Source organism: Marinomonas epiphytica, from assembly GCF_054780655.1.
Genome location: NZ_BAAGVX010000029.1, coordinates 98,468 through 120,997 on the forward strand (window position 1 = coordinate 98,468; position 22,530 = coordinate 120,997).

Below are 22,530 nucleotides of genomic sequence, written 5' to 3' on the forward strand. Positions count from 1 at the left end.
GAGTAACGTCACACTTAAAACTAATCTTGTATTTGATCGCTTTGGCGGTATCGGGCAAGTTCCGTGATAAAAGCTTCAGCTCGCACTTGAGTTTGCTGAACCTCTTGCCCTGCACGATATAAAGCAGAACCCAATCCAAACCCACTTGCCCCTTGCTGTAAATACTCAGCCATATTAGAAGGACTCACGCCCCCGACAGGACATAATGGCACGTCTTTGGGCAATACCGCTCGTAATGCTTTGATAACACTTGTAGATGGCAACGCCTCTGCAGGAAACAGTTTTAACCCATCCGCACCGGCCTGCAATGCTTTAAAGGCTTCTGTGGGCGAGAGAAAACCAGGCAAGGCCAGCAACCCAGCTGCTTTGGCTTGGCGAATAAGCAATTCATCCGTATGTGGACACACCATTAACCCCGCTCCTGTTGCAGCCAAATGATTTACTTGCTCACTTTGCAACACGGTTCCCGCTCCGATCAAGGCCTTACCTGCAAAATGATCTTGTAATAACTGAATGCTCTCAAACGGCTCTGGCGAGTTTAATGGCACCTCAATCACGCGAAAGCCAGCCTCATATAGAGCTTGCCCATGAGCAAGCACTTCCTGCGGGGTAATACCTCGCAAAATAGCAATCAGAGGACAACCCATAAAATAGTGTTGTAAATCCGACACCATGTTACCTCTCACACTTTGAGACATATTGCTCAGCAACTTTCGCTAAGCCAAGAGTACTCGCCTGTTCAGAAGATACTACGCAGTGTTCCACAGCAAAGTGTTCAAAGGCCAAACGGTATCGCTCTACTAATGTATCATTTGCTACCAATACAATCGGTCCATCAGGCTGATCAAGTAGGCTTAACATACTCCGAATGTCTTCGGCTATAACTAAACCTGACAAATAATCTCTTGACTCATGCTCCATTAAATCACCGCACAATAAGCGGCTGCGAGCACTGAATAACTGATGTAAAAAACCGCCTGCATCAGAGCTGGCCTGTAGGCCCTTCACAAACGCTAACTGATTTAACTCTGTGCTTTTAGGTAGACCTTTCACTAAACTCGACTCGTTATCTAGGAGTGAAAAGATTTCCCCTGTTGTGGTGGTAGAAAAGGTATTTATTTGCCCATTAGAAAGCCTCGCCCATTTACAGTGTGTACCGGGCAAGCAACATAAGAGTTCAGAAGGAAGACTCCCTTGGTCTGACAAATAACTAAGCACACCCAGCAATTGCGTTTCTTCACCGCGCATGACATCATGAAAGCCACCAACTCCCTTACACTGAATACCAGGTACAATGGCAACAGGTTGCGACAATTGAGTATCCAGCCAGCAAAGGTGACCATAAAGCTGGCTTAATTCTATCGGACAGTTTAAATAAGGCACTTCTTGCCACCCATCGCGGCTGCCAATCATACCAGACATTAAAATGGGCCGTGGCAAGTCTAACCAATCCGCTAACTCTTGAGTGAGCACAAATTCAAAGTGATCAGGCTGAATACTTAACACCCCTAAAGTGGACTCTTTGCTTTCGAGCACCTTTCCCTGACAGTCCAATAAAAACGCTCGAAAATTACTGCTTCCCCAATCAACACAGATCAGGCCATGCTGTAAATTATTTGGTGTTTGGGAAGCCATGACCATTAGACCCGCCCTCCGTCTACCACCAAGTTTTGACCAGTAATCATGCGGCTGCTATCTGACGCTAAGAAGAGCACTGAATCTGCGACATCTTGAGGAGTAATAAGGCTTTTCAGAGATTGTTGATCAAGCAATTCAGCTTTAGCTTCTTCGGTCATCCACAAGCGTTGTTGTTTTTGAGTCGACACCCAGCCTGGTAGCACGGCGTTCACACGAATCTTCTGTGCCCCTAACTCCCTTGCTAGACCTTTAGTTAAGCCAGTAATGGCGGCTTTTGCCGTAACATAACCAGGGTACCCAGTGAGCCCTAACATGTAAGCATTTGAACTCATGTTAATAATGCTGCCACCGCTTTCGGACATTCCCGGGGCGACTTGTTGTGCCGCAAAAAAATGATGCTTTAGATTTACCGCCATACATTGATCAAAGTTGTCGCTGGTCATACTTTGTAAAGTATGACGCTGATCGTTAGCGGCATTATTCACTAAGACACTCACGTTACCCCAAGCCGCTAAACGGCTTTGAATGGCTAGGCTCAAAGCTTGAATATCGGTTATATCGAGTTGAGTGAAATTCGCATGGTGATCTTGGGCTCTTAAATCGTCCTGTAAAGCTTGCCCAAGCTGTCCATCTAAATCAAAGAAACTGACCTTACAGCCTTGCTCACAAAGAGCTCGTACAACATATTCGCCAATGCCACTTGCCCCCCCTGTCACTATGGCATGCTTACCGGTTAGTGAGGGGTAACGTGTTATATCCATACTGCCCCCCTAGTGAGATTCTCGGTTAACTTGCGAGCCACTTTTTCCCACCAAAAAGTCCATATCGGCTCCTTGATCAGCCTGCATCACATGGTCTATATAGAGTTTGGCGTATCCTCTGTGATATTCACTTTCTTCCGCTTGCCATGCCTGCTGACGTTGAGCCAGTTCTTCATCGCTAATATTAAGCTGTAAAACGCGAGCGTCTACATCCAAGTGAATTTCATCATCATTTTCTACCAATGCCAGAGGGCCACCAACTGTCGACTCAGGTGCAACATGCAATACCACCGTACCAAACGCAGTGCCACTCATACGTGCATCGCTAATTCGCACCATATCCGTGACACCTTGTTCAAGCAGCTTTTTAGGCAGTGCCATGTTGCCTACTTCTGGCATTCCTGGATAGCCCTTTGGACCGCACCCTTTTAACACGAGAATACTGTCTTTATCGACTTTAAGGTCAGCAGAGTCAATGCGCGCTTTATAATCTTCAATGCTTTCAAAAACTACCGCTTTACCGGTATGTTTCAACAATTCATGACTGGCGGCACTGGGCTTGATGATTGCGCCACTAGGGGCCAGATTCCCTCTTAATAAAGCAATTCCGCCCTTTTCTCTTAACGGATTATCTAGAGTACGAATTACTTCATCATTAAAGCACTCTGCATGTTCAGTCAATTCCGAAAGACTCGCACCACAAACCGTTTGTGCTGACAGGTCAAATACATGTTCTAGGCGCTTCATAAGAGCTGGAAAACCACCAGCATAATGAAAATCTTCCATTAGAAATTTACCCGATGGCATTAAATCGACTAAGCAAGGCACTTGGGCACCAATACGATCCCAATCGTCTAAGGTAAGATCCACTCCAACACGGCCTGCGATGGCCAACAAATGCACAACAGCATTGGTGGAGCCACCAATAGCGGCATTAGCACGAATGGCATTCTCAAAGGCATGTTTGGTGAGAATATCACTTGGCTTGAGATCTTCTTTAACCATTGAAACAATGCGCCCTCCGGTTAAATGAGCAAGAGCTTGACGGCGCGCATCGACTGCTGGCAAAGTGCCGTTTTCCGGTAGCGACATGCCCATTGCTTCCACAAGACATGACATGGTTGACGCTGTTCCCATAGTCATACAAGTACCACGGGAGCGAGACATAGATGATTCAGCCTTCATAAAGTCGTCCAAGCTCATGCTACCACCTCGAACCGATTCACTGAACTTCCAGACATCCGTACCTGAACCAATGTCTTGGCCTCGGTACTTGCCATTTAGCATGGGGCCAGAAGACACCACAATGGCCGGTAAATCTACTGAGCAAGCTCCCATTAGTTGGGCTGGTGTCGTCTTGTCGCAACCACCAAGCAGCACCACTCCGTCCATACCATAAGCACGAATAGATTCCTCGACATCCATGCTCATGAGATTACGAAATAACATCGCAGTCGGCTTCATTTGCGTTTCACCAAGGGACATAACCGGAAACTCAAGAGGGACGCCTCCGGCTTCCCAAACGCCACGTTTTACGTATTCAGCCAGTTCACGCAAATGTGCATTACAAGGGGTTAACTCACTCCAGGAGTTACAAATACCAATGACTGGTCGTCCGTCGAAACTGTGGTCCGGTAGCCCTTGGTTTTTCATCCAGCTACGGTGAATAAAACCATCTTTATCCAGTTTTCCATACCATTGCTGACTGCGTAAGCTCTTCTTATCTTTATTATTTTGACTCATGTTCTGTCCTTATGATGAAACGCCTTGCTTGAATATGATGCTCTAAGGTACAGCTTTAATAGACAGCAATATTAAAGATTCAGGGTCCATAATCGGCATGACTAAACCGATCTTTTGTAAACTCGCTCCATTAAGAATACGTGGTTTATGCCACCAAGCCGGTAAGGATTTCATTAAATGCCCTGGCAAAATGCTGTGATCCACCAAATGAACCTGGTAATTTGTATTTTCATCAAGTCCTTGTAAACGAACTTTGAGCGGTTGAGCTTGCCTTGGCATAGTTTGCTGACTGTATACCAAGACCCCTTCATTCATCTCGGCACTCACCGCCCACTGGGCTCGTGCACAGCCATCTGCACTGTTAATCTGCCAGTTAAGCCCATTATGTAGGATACAACGGTAGGTCTTGTAGTGCCCTAACCAACGTTTAATCAGAGCCTTTTGCTCGCGATCGGCTTCTAATAAATTCCACTCTATTCCCAAATGCCCCAACATGGCAGTACCTGCGCGAAATTCATCCCCGTGAACACGGCTGGTCGTGTGGCTTTTGACTGGGCCAATATGAGCCCCCATCACTTCGGGTGGAAAGAAATAGCTAAAACCCTGCTGTATTGTTTGTCGCTCTAACGCATCGTTACAGTCTGAGGTCCAAAAGCGTTTGGTGTAATTTAAAATACCAAAGTCCACTCTTGCACCGCCCGATGAGCAACTTTCAATTTCCATTTTAGGAAAGGCATGATTAATTTCACCCAGCAGCCGATACAAGGCAAGCACTTGGGCATGGGCTTGTGGGGCTATCTGACCACTCGGCAACACATAATCTCGGTTCATGTCCCATTTAACATAATCAATGGGATAATCGGAGAACAAGGTGAACAAACGCTCTTTGATATATTGATAAGCGCCCTCATGGGCTAGGTTTAAAACCAATTGATGACGGGCTAAGACAGAATCATAATCCTTTAATTGCAGCGCCCATTCTGGATGTCGACGATATAAATCAGAATCTGGGTTGAGCATTTCAGGTTCAAACCACAAGCCAAATTCCATGCCGAGGGATTTCACATAATCAATAAGGGGCATCAAACCATCTGGGTACTTCTTTGAGTCTACATACCAATCCCCTAAGGCTCGAGTATCGTCATTACGTCCCTTAAACCAGCCGTCATCTAGAATGTAACGTTCAACCCCAACTTCATGGCCTGCTTGAGCCAGTTTTTTTAGCTCATCAAGGTCATGATCAAAATAGAAGGCTTCCCAGGTATTTAAGTGAACTGGACGCGGTTTATTGATCTGCAGTCGTGCTCTGGCTTCTGCATGAAAACCTTGGCTCATTAGGTTAAGTCCAGCTGAGCTATGACTGACTAATAACTCAGGAGAAACAAGAATTTGATCAGGCTCTAACTGGATTTCACCAGGTAGGTACAGGGCTTCAGCTTGCAAATAACGATAACCTTCAATGGTGTAATCGGCTTTCAGGCGATGATTACCACTCCAAGCTAAATGAGCGCCAAACACCTCTCCCATTGACTCGGTGAACCCTTGTTGGCCGACAATAACGCTTGGGAAATTAGCATGAGAGTTACGTCCATTGCGATTTTCTTGCAACCAGGTCGATTGCCAGTCACAACGCTGTTGTTGAAACTCTTGGCACCACCGACCATAAAAGCTCATTAATTGAGTACAGTGATCGGTAAACGGCATAGTACAGGCTAAGCGCTGCACCATAACCTTTGTGTTCGCGAGATTTTTCACATGGATTTGCTGCGAAAGAACACCCGAGTCACGTAAACCAATATGAAGTTTGACTTCTACCTCGGCCACCAAGTCAGTCAATGAAAATTCAAAACCAGTATCCGTTTCCTCACCCTTAACGAGCTCAAAACTCAGCCCCCAAACGGGACGTTCATCTGAGCTTGCTTCCACGGCTGGAGCCTGCATCCAGCCACGACCAGCCTCAGGCAATAAAGATAAAGGTGCTGGTTTGTCCAGCATGGCTTGAGGAATAGGGAGAGCCAATGACTCGTATAAGCAAGACAGGTCAGTATCAAGAGGTAGGGAATCGCCGTAATAAATCAGCTGCGGCGCACAGTTTCCAGAGCACGCCAGCAGTAAAGTTTTCAAGTTTTTATCTTGTCGATAAAAAACCACTGACGTGTTCTGGGTCATGTTTTTAGCCTTTTGTTGCGCCTAGAGTCAAACCTGCAATAAAGTGTTTCTGCATAGCGAAGAACAAAATAACAGGAGGCAAAGCCGCGACAATTGAGCCTGCAGCAATCAACTGCCAAGAAGCAAGCCATTGGCCTTTCAGGGCACTAATACCGGCTGTTATTGGTCGCACTTCATCGCTCTGCACCAACACTAACGCCCAGAAGTAATCGTTCCAGATAAAGGTGAAAATCAGCACCGAGAGCGCGGCTAATGCAGGTCGCACCAAAGGAAGCACCACATACCAGAATATCTTAAGTTCGCTCACTCCTTCTACCCGAGCCGCTTCAATCAACTCATCCGGCAAGCCGACAATAAAGTTGCGCATAAACAAGGTACAAAAACCTGTCTGGAAAGCAACATGGAACAAGATCAAGCCCGTTGCCGTATCGTACATTCCCATATTAATGGTTAAATCACGTACCGGAATCATTAGGATTTGAAAGGGTACAAAATTACCTGCAATAAAGGTCGCAAACAAAGCTATGTTACCGCGAAATTTGAACTTCGCTAGGGCATAACCTGCAAGAGTAGACAAGGCTACTGCCCCCATAACAGCGGGCACTGTAATCAAAATGGAGTTCAGTAAATACCGTAACATGGGGGTTTCAGTGAACACCATGGTGTAGTTTTCAAACAGCATCCACTCACTTGGAATACCCCAATAATTACCTGCGTTAATGTCAGCAACGGAACGCACCGAGGTCATCATAACTGCCACTAATGGAAGCAACCAAAGAAGTAACGCAACCCAGATTGCGACGCGGTACGATATATTAAAAGGTAATGATTTTTTCTCTATTGGCATCGGAAACATTAGGCTTTCTCACTCTTCAGCATGCGCCACAAGAAGTAGGCAATATAAATATCCATGATCAAGAACAGTATCGTAGCAATGGCAGCACCATAACCAGCACGATAGTTAAAGATCGACTGCTCATACATAAAGTATGCCAATACATTTGAGCTACCGAATGGTCCGCCCCCCGTCATAGTTGCCACTAAATCAAAGCTTCGTAAAGCACCTATTACCGTCACCACTACGGCAATAAAGGTAGCAGGTCTCAGTTGCGGCAAAATTACGTGACGAAGCATTTTCCAACCATGAGCGCCGTCCAGACGAGCTGCTTCTATTTGGTCAGGACTAAGGTTGTTTAAGCCTGTGAGATACAAGATCATGCAATAAGCAATTTGCGGCCATAAACCAGCCACAATGATACCGAAAGTAACCCATTCCTCATCCGACAAAATGGCAACAGGTTCAAAACCAAATACTCCAATGGCTTTGTTAAACAAACCAAAAGACGGGTCGTAAAACCAAGAAAACACTAAGCCAACCACGACTTGCGAAATAACGAAGGGGAAGAAGAACATAGATTTCACTAAACGTATTCCTAGCACTTTCTGATTAAGGAATAACGCGATACCCAACCCGATAGGAGGTGCCAACATAAAAAACACCATCCAATAAATGTTGTTTTTCAGGGCCGTCCAAAACTGATCGTCTTCGAATAGTTCGATATAATTGCCAAAGCCAATAAATGACTTTTCACCTAAACCATCCCATTCGAAGAAGCTCAGCCAAATACTCTGAACAATGGGAAAAATAACGTATACAGCAAATAACAAGATAGCCGGCATTAAAAATAATACGGGCATCCACTGTTGTTGCCTGCTATGCAATTTTTGCATGCAATGACACCTCTTATTGTTATTGTTTCATTCAAAAAAATGGCAAATTTAGCTTACCAATTCACTCTCTAAATAAAATAATGGAATAAAGTTCCATTTTTTGCAATACTGAAATCAGAAGATTTTTGTAAGACCAAACGAAGTGTCTAAATATAACAAAAAATAGAGACATACCATGGCCAATAATGATCCAAAAAACAGTAGCTCTCTCGACAAAGCACTAAACATGTTGCAAGAAGTGTGCTTAGCGCCTACCCCAATGCGTTTTGTCGACCTAGTAGAAAAAACGGAGCTACCTAAAGCGACAGCACATAGGACTCTTTTATCTTTAACAGATAAAAGATTAATTCGTTTTGATGAAGAGAACCAAACCTACCACCCAGGTTATGGGTTATTAGAGCTTGCACATCAATCTTGGGCCAAAATTGATGTTCGCGACCTTGCTGCTGACCAAATGAAACGCCTTTGGAACGAAACGGGTGAAACGATTCATTTAGCGGTACTTGATCGTGGTGATGTTATTTACATTGATAAACTTGAAAGCACCAAAAATCTCCGTTTATTTTCGGCCGTCGGTAAAAAAGGGCCAGGCTATTGTACAGGAGTGGGCAAAGCCATGATGGCTTTTCTAAATGAAGATGAACTCACCCTTGCAATCCGTGAACAGTCTTTCATTAAACATACTGAAACAACTATCACCAATGAGAAAACCCTACGAAACGAATTAAAGAAAATTAAGCAACAACGACTTTCGTTAGATTTAGAAGAACATGAAGAAGGCATTCAGTGTGCCGCTTCTGTCATTCTCAACCATAAAAATGAGCCGATTGCAGCACTAAGCATAACGGCACCTAAATTCCGTGTTGACGAAGCACGTTTTAAACACTTTCAGGAATTGGTAATAGACGCCTGCCAGAAAGTATCCACTCGAATGGGGGCAATTGCCTCAACTTAATCATTAGGAATGATCCAATGGCGACGATAAAACTAACAAACGTCATCAAACGATTTAACGAAATCGAGACGATTCATGGCGTAAACCTAGACATTGAAGACGGCGAATTTGTGGTATTTGTCGGACCTTCCGGTTGCGGTAAATCCACATTGTTAAGACTTGTGGCTGGGCTTGAAGAAATTACCGACGGCACATTAGAAATCAACGGTGTCAATATGAACAGCGTTGCACCTGCTGAACGCGGTGTCGCTATGGTGTTCCAATCCTATGCTCTCTATCCTCACATGACGGTAGAAGAAAATATGAGCTTTGGCTTACGCATGACAGGTGGGGACCCGCAAAAGATCAAAGAAGAGGTCGCTAAAGCCGCCGATATCTTGCAACTGACTCATTTGCTTGATCGTAAACCTAAACAACTGTCTGGAGGCCAACGACAACGTGTCGCTATTGGTCGCGCGATCGTAAGACAGCCTGAGGTATTCTTGTTTGACGAGCCACTGTCTAACCTTGATGCAGAGCTTAGGGTAGACATGCGTATTCAGATCGCTCAACTGCACAACCAACTAAAAGCCTCCATGATCTATGTAACCCATGATCAGGTTGAAGCAATGACACTGGCAGATAAAATTGTGGTGCTAAGAGCAGGTAACGTGGAGCAAGTTGGTTCACCTCTTGAGCTTTACCACAACCCTTGTAATGAGTTCGTTGCAGGATTTATTGGTTCACCTAAGATGAACTTCTTTGAAGGCAAAGTTCAATCAATCGATGCTAGCGGCCTTGCAGACGTAGTGTTTGCTGAGCAAACCATGCAACTGCAAGTAGACACCTCTAAAGTTACTACTAATGATACAGTGCGAATCGGTTTACGCCCTGAACACGTTAAAGAGAACCTTGAGTCCGCTGATATTAGCTTAAGCGTGAATATTGATGTTGCAGAGCACCTAGGTGGTTTGACTTACCTTTACGGCCAGTACAACAAAGAGAAACTCACTATTCAAGTAAGTGGTGAAAATGTCGCTCGCCACGGTGAAAGCATTAAAATAGGCATTAGCAAAGAAGATTGCTATCTTTTCAACACTAAGGGTGAAGCCCTACTCAACCGACCTGTACCAAACTAGGTTGATCATCTAAAGGCTTCACTTAAAAGCGCGTTTGAGCACAAAGCCAAGCGCGCTTTTTTATTTACTTAAACTCATTAAAGTGGCTGGTAACTTGATTTCTGCCGTTACGCTTAGATTCGTACATAGCGATATCCGCTAGCTTAAACGCATCACTTAGGTGTAAATGTTTATGCCAATTCGAAATACCAATTGAAATAGTCACAGGGCGATTCACCCCTTTAAACTTCCAGCTTGCTACCAACAAACGAATGTCCTCTGCAATTAGCATGGCGAAACGAGTCGTCTTATTCGCTAACACGACGGTAAACTCTTCACCACCAGAACGAATAATTTCTCCATCAACACCTAATTTTTCACTCACTACATTCGCAATTTCAATCAAAACATCATCACCAACATCATGGCCAAATTGGTCGTTAATTTTCTTAAAGTGGTCCACATCAAAGAACAAAATACAAAATGGCGTCTGTTTTTGAATCAAAGCATTGACCAGCTCATCCATACCACGTCGATTTTTTAAATGAGTAAGAGGGTCGGTTTTTCTATCCTCATCTAAGAGAACAACTCTCTCGCTTAATATGTCAATTTCTTTTTGAAAGGCTTTTTTAATTAAAAAGGCCTCATAGAACCAAGCCCTAATATTAATGTTCTTATTATAAAAGTTGGTACTGTCTGCTAATTGACGAAGGGGTAATGCAATAAAGTATGAACAAATTACAACAGCAAACAAAATAAGGATTTGAATCGGAATAATACCATCTACCACTGTCCACAATTGCCGATCAAGTTTCTTCAGTACCGCTTCTCTAGGGCTTTGTGCAACCACGCCCCAGCCTAAGCTTTTCACAAAGGCATAACCCGTTACCATGGCCACTCCTCTGGAGTTCACCACTTCCCGAGCTCCATGCTGACCTGCAATCGCACGATCAATTACTTCATTTACCGTTACGACTTCACCAATACGTTTAGGTTGAGGATGAAAAATCAACTCTCTAAGAGGCGAAACCACGTAAACATAAGAACCATCAATAAAACTGTGATCAGACAATAAAGCCTTAAGAAAATCACTCTTGTGTAAATAAATGGTGCCCACAAGGTTAGCTAAATGCTCGCCATTCTCATCAAAAATAGGCTGAGACATCATCACTAGCTTCAAACCAGACGGACCAATTACAGGTCCAAATACTTTTTCTTGACCGCTAGAGAATAAGAATTCGTAACTAGAATCAATACGGCTTCCTTGCAGCCCAACAGACTCAGGAGATATAGAAGAGATGACCCCAGTTTTAGTAATAATAGATAAAGAATTAAAGCCCTTGGTCAGGCTTTTTAAACCGTCTAATTCTGACTGTAAGGTATCGCCTCCAATAAAAGGCTGAACCAATTCAGCTCCAATAGCCAGTGACTCTCTTAAACCGGCAAAGTACTCTCCGGTGATAATGGCTAATTTCTCGGCGTACACTCGGTTAGACTCAAGTGCAGTATTAATCAGAAGTTCTTTTTGTAAACGATAAGTAGAATAGAAGCCGTTACCTACCGTTAATAAAACAGCAGTAACAGCGAGAGACACTATCAAAAACCTGATAGACAAAAAATATCTCAAAATACTCCCCTACTTTCATCGACTTATGAAATGGTTTACTTATTATAGGCTTCAAATTCCTGTAAGTCATAACATATTGCTTTGTAGGGCCATATCTTCAACATTTTTTAATCTTTTGTTTACCCAAATAAAGGAAGATGCGAGGTTAAGCTCGCATATAAGCCCAACCTTGAGCTTGCTGTTGGGCTATATATTGCACGGCAGCCGCAACTTGTTGAACCCCCTCTTGCGCCGTGAGCTGCTGACCTTGCAGACTATTACGACAAAGCACTAAACGAGAAACAATATCTTCATCACTAAGAGTCACAGCCAATGCCGCCGCAGGGCCGTTCACGACAACTTCAATCTGGGCATCGGGCTCCAGTTTTAACAGGTTACGCGTGTTATTTTGTGCTCGCTTAAGAGCCTCAAGGGTCGGGGCATGAATAAGTAGTTGTGTCACTGCCATGTTACCTCTCTTTAAAAACTAAAGTGCTTGGGCTATTTCTTGGGCTACTTTCTGTAAGTTATCGGAACCGCGAGACCTTGGTCGATCCAGCCCAATGGCACGATCCAGCACTATATTGGCAGGAGAGCCAGCCAATACAATAACTCGATCAGCAAGGTAGACTGCTTCTTCAATGTCATGGGTAATGAAGAGCACAGCTTTCTTCATTTTCTCCCATATAGCGAGCAACTGGTCCTGCAAGTGATGACGAGTAATAGCATCAACTGCACTAAAAGGCTCATCCATCAACAGTAACTGTGGATGAACTGCCAACGCCCGGGCAATACCCCCTCGCTGAACTTGGCCACCAGAGAGCTGGTGAGGCCAACGATCCGCTAACGCCTCTAAACGAGCAAGTTTTAGCACTTCATCAACACGTTCGCGCTTTTGTTCTGCACTCAGCTTTAAGCCCTTTAGGCCATATGCGATATTGCTACGCAAACGACGCCAAGGCATCAAGCGGCCATCCTGAAAGACCACGCTGCGGGTTCGGCGTGTATCGTCGTCTTCTTTACTTAAAGTAATGGTACCGTGTTTTGCGCTAGCAAGGCCTGCCACACAACGCAACAAGGTCGACTTACCCACACCAGAACCACCCACTACTGCGATGAATTCGCCGTCTTCCATGCGTAACCCCAAGTTGGCGAAAATAGGCTCTGGGTTATCGCCGTAAAAATAGGTTAAATTTTCAATATTTAAGATGGGCGCCATGCTAGTACTCGTTTCTCGATTAATCCAAACAGGGTGTCACTGAGTGTATAAACCAATGAAATAATTAGCATATATACCACTACAACTTCATAAGCCCCCACACCTGCGGCAGCATTCATTTCTTGCCCCATTCCTGGTACGCCTAATAGTTCTGCGGCTATTAAAGTCATCCACGCCTGTCCAATACCAGTACGAATACCAGAAAAAATACCCGTTGCTGCGCCTGGCAAAGTCACTTGGAGAGTTTGGCGTAAGAAGCCGTTTTGACCAAATGCACGTGCAAGCTCATAGAAACGCTCGTCCACATTACGAACCGCAGAAAAGGTAGCAAAGTAGTTAACCCAAAACACACCTATGGCAATCACGAAAGCCGCACCAGCATGACTCACTTTAAACCAAGCAATGGCGAACACGACCCAAGCTAACGGAGGAATAGGACGTAAAATCCGTGCTAGCCAAGCATGTAACGCATCTAACAGAGAAGATGATGCGGCGAGTGTACCAACTAGAAACCCCAGCGAAGTACCGATTGCTAACCCCCAAGCATAATGCACAAGACTCGACATAATGGCTGGCAGTAACCGCTCAGATGTCCATTCATCAATTAAGGCTTGTGGTAAAGCGAAAGGGTCAGGAATTGTTCCCGTTGCAGCCCAACCTGCAGATTGGGCATATTTCCATAAAATAACAAAGGCAATGACACCAAGCAGCCCCAGTATCGCTCGCCCTAAAGTAGAACGAGTTAAGGGATGAGTCGATTGAGCCATAATGAACAATTACTCCTGGGTTACTGAGTTATAAAAACTCACATCAAACAGCTCTTCCAAATTCACATTGATTTTTAGTGTTCCTTGAGCGGCTTGAAAGTCACGCATTACACGAGTTCCCTCAATGATCGCATTAGGATTTGCTTGAAACTGATCATGAGAGTTTTTAAGAGCCTCGAGCACGACTTGGGCAGGCAAACGACCACCTCCCACGTATTTTCCAACTGGCTTGGCCACCGACTCAGGACTATTACGCAACAACTCAGTTGCATCAATGTGAGCTTTAACTAAGGTGCTAACTAATTCAGGTTGCTCGCTTATCAAGGATTCTCGCACAACTAAAACGGCACCCGGTTGGTTTGGAAACATCTCAGATCCAGACACTACCACATTTGCTTCTGACTTACGGTTTTTGATAATGCTAACCACTGGTTCCAAAATAGCCGCGCCATCTACCGCTTCTGTCATCAGCGCCTGCTGCACTTGAGCCGCACCTTGGTAAATAATATCGATATTGTTACGAATCTCTTCCCCTGTCATGCCCAACTGATTGCGCAACCAATACTGCAAAACCGTTTCTGGCACTGAGCCTTGTGGAAAAGTAGAAATCACCGCTTTACGACCATGATCCGCTTTAAAACGGGCAAATGCTGTCGCATGGTCCTGACCTTCAAAGTAAGGCGATAGGTTAGCCAAAGTCACCATACTGATTTGCTCAACGATGTTGGACGCCACCACCTTAATATCGGCACCTTTAGCCCGAGCGACCATAGCAGGACCTATGCCTAAGTACGCCACATCTAACTGGCCAGCAAGCAAGGCTTGTACAATGGCTGGGCCATTTTGAAACTTAAATAAATCCGGATCTTCTACTCCAGCGTTTTCTAAAGTGCCATTTTCAAGAACAACAAAGGCTTGAGATACAGGCACTATGGGCATGTAACCTAATTCCAGGGACTTATCCGCTGCCAAGGCAAACTGACCCATCCCCAACAAAAAAACAGCAACCAACTTTGTGAAAACCTGCATAAAAGCACTCCAAAGATAAAAATTTGATTAACAAATTTTAAACAAACAAAATGAAATATAAAATAGATTACTTAGAATCTTTAAGAATATGTGTATTTTTTCCACTTTTTACTTGTGTACGCCAATCTGTCTCCCCCTAGAACTGCGATTAAACAGTACAAAACCACTCGACTCATCTCCCAATGCCGCTAACCATTCCGCATGTCGCAACAGACTCCGTGTTTTTGCAAAATTCTTAACCAAGTATTTAACTTTTGTGAAAAACCATAAGGTAATGCGCTTAGAAATCTTGTAATTTTATGACATAATGTCTGGCATCATTCGCAGCACAATGTAAGTGCAGTAAGCGAACCACATACAAGATTGTTGATTTATAAAATGCCACAAGAAATAGGCGCAAGCCCTTCTGAAACACGCAAAGAGTTAGATAGACGCTTCTCTGTTGCACCCATGATGGATTGGACGACAAGCGATTACCGTGTTTTTGCGAGAACTTTGAGCAAGCACACCTTGCTTTACACAGAAATGGTGACCACAGGTGCATTGTTACAAGGCAACCACCCTGCCCGATTTCTGAAATACGATGAGTGTGAACATCCGATTGCCTTGCAGTTAGGAGGAGCCGATGCCAAGGCTTTGGCACAATGCGCTAAAATGGCCGAGCAAGAAGGGTATGACGAAGTAAACCTTAACGCGGGTTGCCCAAGCGATAGAGTGCAAAACAGTCTGATTGGTGCTTGTTTAATGGCTCACCCAGACAAGGTAAAAGACGCCATGAAAGCCATGCAAGACGCCACCAGCTTGCCTATAACTATTAAGCACCGTATCGGTTTAGACGATCAGGAAGAATACAGCGTAGTACGGGATTTTGTCGGTGAGATCGCGACAACTGGCACTAGAACCTTTATTGTCCATGCCAGAAATGCCATTTTGCAGGGCCTAAGCCCAAAAGAGAATCGTGAAATTCCGCCATTGAAGTACCATTATGTACATCAATTAAAAAAAGATTTCCCTGAACTTGAAATTATTATTAATGGTGGCATAAAAACCATTAGTGAGTGCCAAGAGCACCTAACCCAATTAGACGGCGTTATGATTGGTCGCGAGGCCTACCATAACCCTTGGTTACTAAGCCAAGTGGACGAAGCCCTGTTTAATAGCCAACCAATCGTTAAAGACCGTTTTGAGGCATTAGAGACTTTTATGCCTTATGTCGAGAAGCAGTTAGCACAAGGCGCGCGTTTAATGCACATGACACGCCATATTTTGGGCATTTTCCAAGGTCAAATGGGTGGCAAACAATTCCGCCGCTATTTATCAGAAAATGGTCATCAAGCTGACGCAAAAGCGAATGTACTATTAGAGGCCATTGAATTGGTCAAACATCATCAAAATAAAGGATAGAGCAATGAGCAACAAGTTATCTCAACTAAAAGAGTTCACGACCATTGTGGCCGATACCGGTGATATCACTGCAATCAAAGACTTCCTACCAGAAGATGCAACTACTAACCCATCTTTGATGCTAAAAGCCGCACAAATTCCAGAGTACGCTCCTTTCCTTGAACAAGCCGTTGCTTGGGCGAAAACTCAAAGTGATGACAAGGCTCAACAAATTATCGATGCTGGCGACAAGCTTGCCGTGATCGTTGGTACTGAAATACTAAAATATGTACCTGGCCGAATTTCTACCGAAGTCGATGCACGCCTTTCTTTCGATAAAGAAGCTACTTTAGCTAAAGCGCGTAAATTGATTGCCCTATACGAAGAAGCTGGCGTTTCTCGTGATCGTGTACTGATCAAAGCTGCTTCTACTTGGGAAGGCATTAAAGCCGCTGAAGAACTAGAGAAAGAAGGCATTAACTGTAACCTGACGTTGCTTTTCTCTTTTGCTCAAGCACAAGCTTGTGCCGAAGCAGGTGTTTACCTGATTTCGCCTTTCGTAGGTCGTATCCTTGATTGGTACAAGAAATCAACGGGCCAAGACTACACTGCGGAAACAGACCCAGGTGTGGTCTCCGTTACTGAAATCTACAACTACTACAAAGAGCACGGTTACAACACAGTGGTTATGGGTGCAAGCTTCCGTAACATTGGTGAAATCGAGCAACTAGCCGGTTGTGATCGCCTAACCATTAGCCCTGCTCTATTGGATGAGCTGAAGAAAGACGAAGGTACTCTAGAGCGTAAATTACTGCCTGCTGCTGAAATCAAACCAGCACCGGCAGCAATTACAGAGTCTGCTTTCCGCTGGGCAATGAACGAAGATGCAATGGCAACAGAAAAGCTTTCTGAAGGCATTCGCAACTTTGCTGTAGACCAACGTAAACTGGAAGACACATTAGCTTCTATGCTGTAATCTAACCGCTTTTGGTCAAATAAAAGCGCGGCATTTAGCCGCGTTTTTTTATGGGTAGAACAAGATGCTAAGTGAAAAAGAAAAAATGCTCAGCGGACAAGCATTCAATCCGTTGGATGTGGAACTGCGCTTATCAAGGGAAGCGGCTAGGCTGGCCTGTGCCAAGTATAACGCTCACCCTAGCAAGGGTAACCTGCGCCATATAAAACGCTTATTTGCTCAACACGGGCAAATTGTCATAGAGCCCGGTTTTCAATGTGATTATGGTAGCCAAATCTCGTTAGGCGATAACGTTTATATCAATTTTAGCTGCATTTTTCTGGATAGTGCGAACATTGAAATTGGTGACAATACCTTTATTGGCCCTGGTACCCACCTCTACACAGTCGACCACCCACGTAATGCCACTGTCAGAAGTGAGGGCCTATGTAGTGCAAGACCGATTGTCATTGGAAAACAAGTTTGGATTGGTGGTGGAGTGAAAATATTGCCGGGAGTCCACATTGGCGACCAAGCAATTATTGGTGCCAATGCGGTGGTAAATCGAGATGTGCTTGCTGGTGAAACCTACTTATAACTAAAGCATGGTTATAGAGCTGTCTCTATGGCCTCTTCTTGCTCTAACGCTTCATCATCCCACTCTTCGTTTTCCCAGTCATCGTCCCAATCGTCATCCCCCCAGCTGTCGTCGTCTTGAAGTTCTTCAGGTAGGTTGCCGTTGTAAATTTCATTGGTGCGTGTTTGCAAATAGACATCACGAACAAAGGTATAGCGATCACCAAAGACTAACCCTTCAACGGATAGCAAACGGGCACGAGTTTCTACAACGTCCAACCCTCTTAGCCCCCAGCGTTCCTCTTGCTCAAGATCAAATTCATCCGTCACATCATAGTTGGCATAATCAACCACGAGCCCGCCAGTGTCTCGTATAGTGGAAGGACCAAAAAACGGCAACACTAAATAAGGCCCTGACGATACTCCCCAAACCCCCAGCGTTTGACCAAAGTCTTCATCGTATTCTTGTAAGCCCAGTTCACTGGCCACATCAAAAATACCGAACCAGCCAGCCGTACTGTTGATTAAAAAACGAAAAAATGACGACGCCGTGCCATTCCAATTACCTTGCAGTAAGTTATTAGTAAAATTACCGACTTCACCGATATTGGAAAAAAAGTTACTCACGCCTTTTTGCACTGGCGCTGGCGTGACACTCTGGTAGCCTTGCGCCACTGGCTTTAAGATATTCGAGTCCAGTGTATCGTTAAAGGTAAACATGGCTCGGTTAAAACCTTCCCATGGGTCTTCTTCGGTTTCCGCCATCACAGGAGATGCCATTAAGACACTCATTAATAATGCGCCTATCATTTTTTTCATGACTCTTACCTACTGCCCTTGTGCCAACCAGATGTTGGTCATTAAACTAATTTTTTTACTAATTGCCATTGTTTTGCTAAGCGTTTATCTGAAATAGGCTCCAAGGTCCCCACCGACTGCGCAAACAATGAAATACGGTACTCTTCCAGCATCCAGCGATATTTGATCAACTCTGGATCATACAGCCCCTTTTCCTGGTGAGCCTTATGCTGACGAGTATAGGTTTGCCATAAACCGTCTAACTGAGACACCAAAGCATTTTCTTTGTTCAGATGGTTCTGAAAACGCTCTAAGCGAACCTCGACCCCTTTAAAATATCGGGGTAACTGATGCAACCAAAATAAAGGAGTTTGACCAATAAACCCTGGGTAAATCAATTGACTTAATTGTTGCTTAATATCGCCATAAATACGTGTCCATGGTAACGGTATTTGCCCCTTCATGGCCCGAGTAACCCCCTGATATGATGTCAATACTCGATACAGCTGGGTAGACATATCATTGGCGGTACTAATCAATTGGTTTTTATTATCCGCCAAACACGAGTCAAATTCGTTGCGGCTACGTGGTAATGCTCGCCCGTCTAAAAACACTTTATCTAAAATCGCATTCAACAGGTCTTCCGTTAACACTTCTTTTTTACCAATCGGCGCAAAAATTAATAAAGACTCTTTAATATGCGGCAAATTTTTCTGTAAATACCGCATGTCTTTATGCAAGGTCAGTTTTAACAGCGCGATCACACCCTTTCTATGAGTTTCCACAGCGGTTGCTTGGTCATCAAACATTTTTAAAGCCACGCTCTCTCCTTGCGCCTCAAGGGCCGGAAATGCCGTGACCTTAATACCAGCCTGAGTTATCTCTTGGCGCTCTGGAATATCCTGTTCTGGCCATTGAGTTAAGCCATCTAGCTCGTGCTTTTTGGTACCAAATTTTGCAAAACTTTCACTCACCTTATCAGCAAATTGTGTCTGTAATTTTGCAAGGTCTTTGCCAGAACCTAATACCTTGCCTTTCTCATCCACCACTTGCAGGTTAAGAGTTAAATGAGCCTCTAACTTTTCCGCCTTCCACTCATTCAATGGAATATCAATTAAGGTTTCGCGCTTAATTTGCAAGCTCAATTGCGCCAACAAATCCCCTTTTTCTTTAGCAAGGTTTGGATACACTCGATCAACAAACTGAGGAATCGGCACAAAACGTCTTCGAAGGGCTTTTGGTAGGCTTCTTAACAGAGCTTCACAGCGCTCTTTTATATAACCAGGTACGGCCCAACCTAAATCTTCTAAGCTCAATTGACGCAACAAGCCAACAGGTACTTTTAACGTGGCACCATCATGTTGTTTACCCGGCTCAAACTGATAATCAATTGGGAGCGCAACACCATTCACTCCAAAACTATCTGGGAAAGCATACTCATCCACCTCTAGTTCTTTTTTCAACAGCTCTTGCTTAGTCATTAAAAGCGCTTTGGGGTGTTGTTTAACAAAGTAGTTTAAGCTTTTAACATTACGAATATTGGCATCGAGTTTTTGATCGTAAAAAGCAAAAATGGCTTCATCATCTACTAAGTAATCACGTGTACGCAGCTTCGCTTCTTGATTTTCTAATTCTTCGATCAAGCTCTGATTTTGACGATAAAAAGCCAAATTGGTTTTCAGCTCTCCTTCCACCAAAGCCGTGCGAATGAATATTTCGCGGGCGTCTTCAGGGTCAATCTGGCCATAATCGACTGAACGTTTGGCGACTATAATTAAGCCATATAGAGAAACTTGTTCATGGGCAAGAACACGCCCCTGTTTACGAGAAAAGTGGGGGTCAAAATACTGGCGTTTAACAAACGGCGCGGCATATTCTTCAATCCAACTTGGATCTATTTTGGCGACCACGCGTGCATAGAGTTTAGTGGTTTCCATTAATTCCGCCGCCATAACCCATTGAGGCGTCTTCTTGAATAACATGGAACCTGGAAACACAGAAACCTTACGAGAGCGACAGCCCAAAAGCTCTTTACTGTCGTCCAGTTTATTGGCTACCTGAGTGTACAAGCCTGCTAATAAGGCCCTATGAATAGCTTCATAATTTCGAGACTCGTGTTCAACCTCTTTAAAGCCTAACTGCTTGCAAGCGATCAAGATCTGACGATGAATATCGCGCCACTCACGCATACGCAGGTAATTGAGGAACTGCTTGCGACAATATTGGCGCAATTGGTTTTGCGACAAAACTTGGCGCTGGGTTTCAAAACGCTCCCACAGGTTCAACAAGACCGCAAAGTCTGAATCTTCGTCTTTGTCTTGGGCATGAGCTTGGTCTGATTGAGTTTTCTTGTCTTGAGGGCGTTCACGAGGGTCTTGGATAGACAAGGCACTGACGATAATCGCCACTTCTTTAAGTACGTTATGATGGGCCGCCGCGATTAGAATACGACCAAGTTTAGGATCGATTGGCAACTTAGCCAATTGCCGCCCTATGTTGGTTAAACGCTCTTTCTGCAAGGCACCAAGTTCATTCAAAGCACGATAACCATCGTTGATCATGCGTTTTTCCGGCATTTCAACAAAAGGAAACTTTTCTACTGCCCCTAAGCGTAAGTTCGCCATTTGCAAAATAACAGAGGCCAAATTGGTACGAAAAATTTCCGGATCAGTAAACTCAGCCCGTTGCAAAAAGTCGGCCTCATCGTATAAACGCACGCAAATACCTTCTGCGACACGACCACATCGACCGGCTCTTTGGTTGGCACTGGCCTGACTTATTTTTTCAATCGGGAGCTGTTGAACCTTAGAACGTACACTATAACGGCTAACCCGAGCCAAGCCTGGATCAATGACATAACGAATACCTGGTACAGTCAAAGAGGTTTCAGCCACATTAGTCGATAACACGACTCGACGTCCACCATGAGATTTGAAAATTAGCTGCTGCTCATTGGCACTCAATCTGGCATACAAAGGGAGCACTTCTGTACTTCTTAACTCCGCTCTTCTCAAGACCTCAGCCGTGGCGCGTATCTCACGTTCCCCTGGCAAAAACACCAGAATATCCCCAGCCCCACGGTAACCAGATCGGCGCTCTTCTGCGATCAAGCCCTCTACCGCGTCAAGAATGCCTTGTTCCATACTCTGATCTTCATCCAGCTCTTCTGAATCGTTTTTACTAAGCAAGGGCTGATAGCGGATTTCAACCGGGTAAGTACGTCCAGACACCTCTATGATCGGCGCGTTATTAAAATGTTTAGAAAAGCGCTCAACATCGATGGTCGCTGAGGTAACAATGACTTTAAGATCAGGTCGTTCAGCCAAAATACGCTTTAAATAGCCAAGCAGGAAGTCGATATTTAAACTACGCTCGTGGGCTTCGTCTATGATAATGGTGTCGTACTTACTGAGCAGTCGATCTTGTTGAATTTCTGCCAGCAGAATACCATCTGTCATCAATTTGATCAGGGTACTGTCACTCGTCTCGTCGGTAAAACGTACCTGGAAACCCACCTGTTCACCAAACTCAACTTGCATTTCATCACTGATACGCTGGGCCACACTGCGAGCCGCTAAACGCCTGGGTTGTGTATGACCAATGACACCGCTAATACCACGCCCAGCTTGCAGACACATTTTAGGCAGCTGAGTGGTTTTACCAGACCCAGTTTCCCCCGCAATGATCACCACTTGATGATCTTGGATCGCTTTGACTATCTCTTCAGCGCGTTCCGCAACGGGTAATTCGTCATTGTAACGAATACTAGGCAGCGCCTTAACACGTGACTCAAATAAAGCACTCGATTTTTCTACCGCTTGACGTAGATCTTGCACCATACGATCAACGGGTAAGCCTGCTTGTTGACGTTTCACCAATTGAGCACTTTTACGCTCTATATACTGGCGATCACGGGCCATAAGCTTGAGGGGATCAAAGTTTTCCAAGAGTAAATCCTATGTACTAAACATTCTACGTACTCAGTGCAGAGATAAGTTGTCATAAGCTCGATGCACTGTTTGTTGCTATAAGCTTGTAAATTCTACCATTAATCCCTATCAAGGGGTTATAGTGTTGGTTGTTTGGCGAACAAATGGCCAACG

The 22,530-nt window shown here is 44.5% G+C and carries 19 protein-coding genes; 5 read left to right on the forward strand and 14 right to left on the reverse strand.

The genetic code is table 11. From position 1 onward, the window contains the following. Nucleotides 1–20: 20 nt before the first annotated feature. The 7 genes from ACYVGZ_RS08630 to ACYVGZ_RS08660 all read right to left on the reverse strand — a co-directional run bounded on the left by ACYVGZ_RS08630 (nt 21) and on the right by ACYVGZ_RS08660 (nt 8,042). A complete protein-coding gene (locus ACYVGZ_RS08630) occupies nt 21–698 on the reverse strand; it encodes a 2-dehydro-3-deoxy-6-phosphogalactonate aldolase (protein WP_460754010.1) in 678 nt (225 codons plus the stop codon). Beyond that, nucleotides 676–1,641: a 2-dehydro-3-deoxygalactonokinase gene (locus tag ACYVGZ_RS08635; protein WP_460754012.1), complete on the reverse strand. Its 966-nt coding sequence runs from the start codon at nt 1,639–1,641 to the stop codon at nt 676–678. The genes ACYVGZ_RS08630 and ACYVGZ_RS08635 overlap by 23 nt, the downstream gene beginning before the upstream one ends. Beyond that, entirely contained in the window at nt 1,641–2,399 is a 759-nt protein-coding gene (locus ACYVGZ_RS08640; RefSeq protein ID WP_460754015.1) for an SDR family NAD(P)-dependent oxidoreductase, read from the reverse strand. Before ACYVGZ_RS08640 ends, ACYVGZ_RS08635 begins: the two co-directional genes overlap by 1 nt. Nucleotides 2,400–2,408: 9 nt before the next feature. Then, a complete protein-coding gene (locus ACYVGZ_RS08645; RefSeq protein ID WP_460754017.1) occupies nt 2,409–4,142 on the reverse strand; it encodes an IlvD/Edd family dehydratase in 1,734 nt (577 codons plus the stop codon). 42 nt (nt 4,143–4,184) lie between these two features. Continuing rightward, complete coding sequence (locus ACYVGZ_RS08650; protein WP_460754019.1) at nt 4,185–6,311, reverse strand: alpha-galactosidase; 2,127 nt, start codon at nt 6,309–6,311, stop codon at nt 4,185–4,187. Between the two features lie 4 nt (nt 6,312–6,315). Next, the gene (locus ACYVGZ_RS08655; protein ID WP_460754022.1) at nt 6,316–7,062 is read right to left on the reverse strand and encodes a carbohydrate ABC transporter permease; all 747 of its coding nucleotides are present in this window, start codon (nt 7,060–7,062) and stop codon (nt 6,316–6,318) included. Between the two features lie 104 nt (nt 7,063–7,166). After that, the gene (locus tag ACYVGZ_RS08660) at nt 7,167–8,042 is read right to left on the reverse strand and encodes a carbohydrate ABC transporter permease (RefSeq protein ID WP_460754024.1); all 876 of its coding nucleotides are present in this window, start codon (nt 8,040–8,042) and stop codon (nt 7,167–7,169) included. Between the two features lie 175 nt (nt 8,043–8,217). Between ACYVGZ_RS08660 and ACYVGZ_RS08665 the strand changes: the two genes are divergently transcribed. Together ACYVGZ_RS08665 and ACYVGZ_RS08670 are read left to right on the forward strand one after the other, a co-directional pair. Then, nucleotides 8,218–8,997 carry an IclR family transcriptional regulator gene (locus tag ACYVGZ_RS08665; RefSeq protein WP_460754027.1) on the forward strand — a complete coding sequence of 260 codons (780 nt, stop codon included), beginning with the start codon at nt 8,218–8,220 and terminating at the stop codon, nt 8,995–8,997. A gap of 17 nt (nt 8,998–9,014) precedes the next feature. Beyond that, on the forward strand, nt 9,015–10,115 hold the full coding sequence (locus ACYVGZ_RS08670; protein WP_460754030.1) for an ABC transporter ATP-binding protein: 1,101 nt from the start codon (nt 9,015–9,017) through the stop codon (nt 10,113–10,115). Nucleotides 10,116–10,179: 64 nt separating this feature from the next. Here the strand turns inward: ACYVGZ_RS08670 and ACYVGZ_RS08675 are convergent, their stop codons facing one another. The 5 genes from ACYVGZ_RS08675 to ACYVGZ_RS08695 all read right to left on the reverse strand — a co-directional run bounded on the left by ACYVGZ_RS08675 (nt 10,180) and on the right by ACYVGZ_RS08695 (nt 14,715). Continuing rightward, nucleotides 10,180–11,688, reverse strand: a complete 1,509-nt coding sequence (locus ACYVGZ_RS08675; protein ID WP_460754033.1) for a sensor domain-containing diguanylate cyclase — start codon at nt 11,686–11,688, stop codon at nt 10,180–10,182. A gap of 178 nt (nt 11,689–11,866) precedes the next feature. Then, the gene (locus tag ACYVGZ_RS08680) at nt 11,867–12,169 is read right to left on the reverse strand and encodes a DsrE family protein (protein ID WP_460754036.1); all 303 of its coding nucleotides are present in this window, start codon (nt 12,167–12,169) and stop codon (nt 11,867–11,869) included. Nucleotides 12,170–12,187: 18 nt separating this feature from the next. Further along, nucleotides 12,188–12,919, reverse strand: coding sequence for an ABC transporter ATP-binding protein (locus tag ACYVGZ_RS08685; RefSeq protein WP_460754038.1), 732 nt, complete (start codon nt 12,917–12,919; stop codon nt 12,188–12,190). Continuing rightward, entirely contained in the window at nt 12,904–13,686 is a 783-nt protein-coding gene (locus ACYVGZ_RS08690) for an ABC transporter permease (protein ID WP_460754041.1), read from the reverse strand. Before ACYVGZ_RS08690 ends, ACYVGZ_RS08685 begins: the two co-directional genes overlap by 16 nt. A gap of 9 nt (nt 13,687–13,695) precedes the next feature. After that, nucleotides 13,696–14,715, reverse strand: a complete 1,020-nt coding sequence (locus tag ACYVGZ_RS08695; RefSeq protein ID WP_460754043.1) for an ABC transporter substrate-binding protein — start codon at nt 14,713–14,715, stop codon at nt 13,696–13,698. 378 nt (nt 14,716–15,093) lie between these two features. On the opposite strand from ACYVGZ_RS08695, the gene dusA reads away from it, so the two are divergent. The 3 genes from dusA to ACYVGZ_RS08710 all read left to right on the forward strand — a co-directional run bounded on the left by dusA (nt 15,094) and on the right by ACYVGZ_RS08710 (nt 17,651). Continuing rightward, complete coding sequence (gene dusA, locus ACYVGZ_RS08700) at nt 15,094–16,119, forward strand: tRNA dihydrouridine(20/20a) synthase DusA (protein ID WP_460754046.1); 1,026 nt, start codon at nt 15,094–15,096, stop codon at nt 16,117–16,119. Nucleotides 16,120–16,123: 4 nt separating this feature from the next. Then, nucleotides 16,124–17,074, forward strand: coding sequence for a transaldolase (gene tal, locus ACYVGZ_RS08705; RefSeq protein WP_460754049.1), 951 nt, complete (start codon nt 16,124–16,126; stop codon nt 17,072–17,074). Between the two features lie 64 nt (nt 17,075–17,138). Continuing rightward, a complete protein-coding gene (locus ACYVGZ_RS08710) occupies nt 17,139–17,651 on the forward strand; it encodes a sugar O-acetyltransferase (protein WP_460754053.1) in 513 nt (170 codons plus the stop codon). Nucleotides 17,652–17,662: 11 nt separating this feature from the next. Here the strand turns inward: ACYVGZ_RS08710 and ACYVGZ_RS08715 are convergent, their stop codons facing one another. Together ACYVGZ_RS08715 and hrpA are read right to left on the reverse strand one after the other, a co-directional pair. Next, nucleotides 17,663–18,448 carry an MlaA family lipoprotein gene (locus ACYVGZ_RS08715; protein WP_460754056.1) on the reverse strand — a complete coding sequence of 262 codons (786 nt, stop codon included), beginning with the start codon at nt 18,446–18,448 and terminating at the stop codon, nt 17,663–17,665. Nucleotides 18,449–18,489: 41 nt separating this feature from the next. Next, entirely contained in the window at nt 18,490–22,374 is a 3,885-nt protein-coding gene (gene hrpA / locus ACYVGZ_RS08720) for an ATP-dependent RNA helicase HrpA (protein WP_460754059.1), read from the reverse strand. Nucleotides 22,375–22,530: the final 156 nt, after the last annotated feature.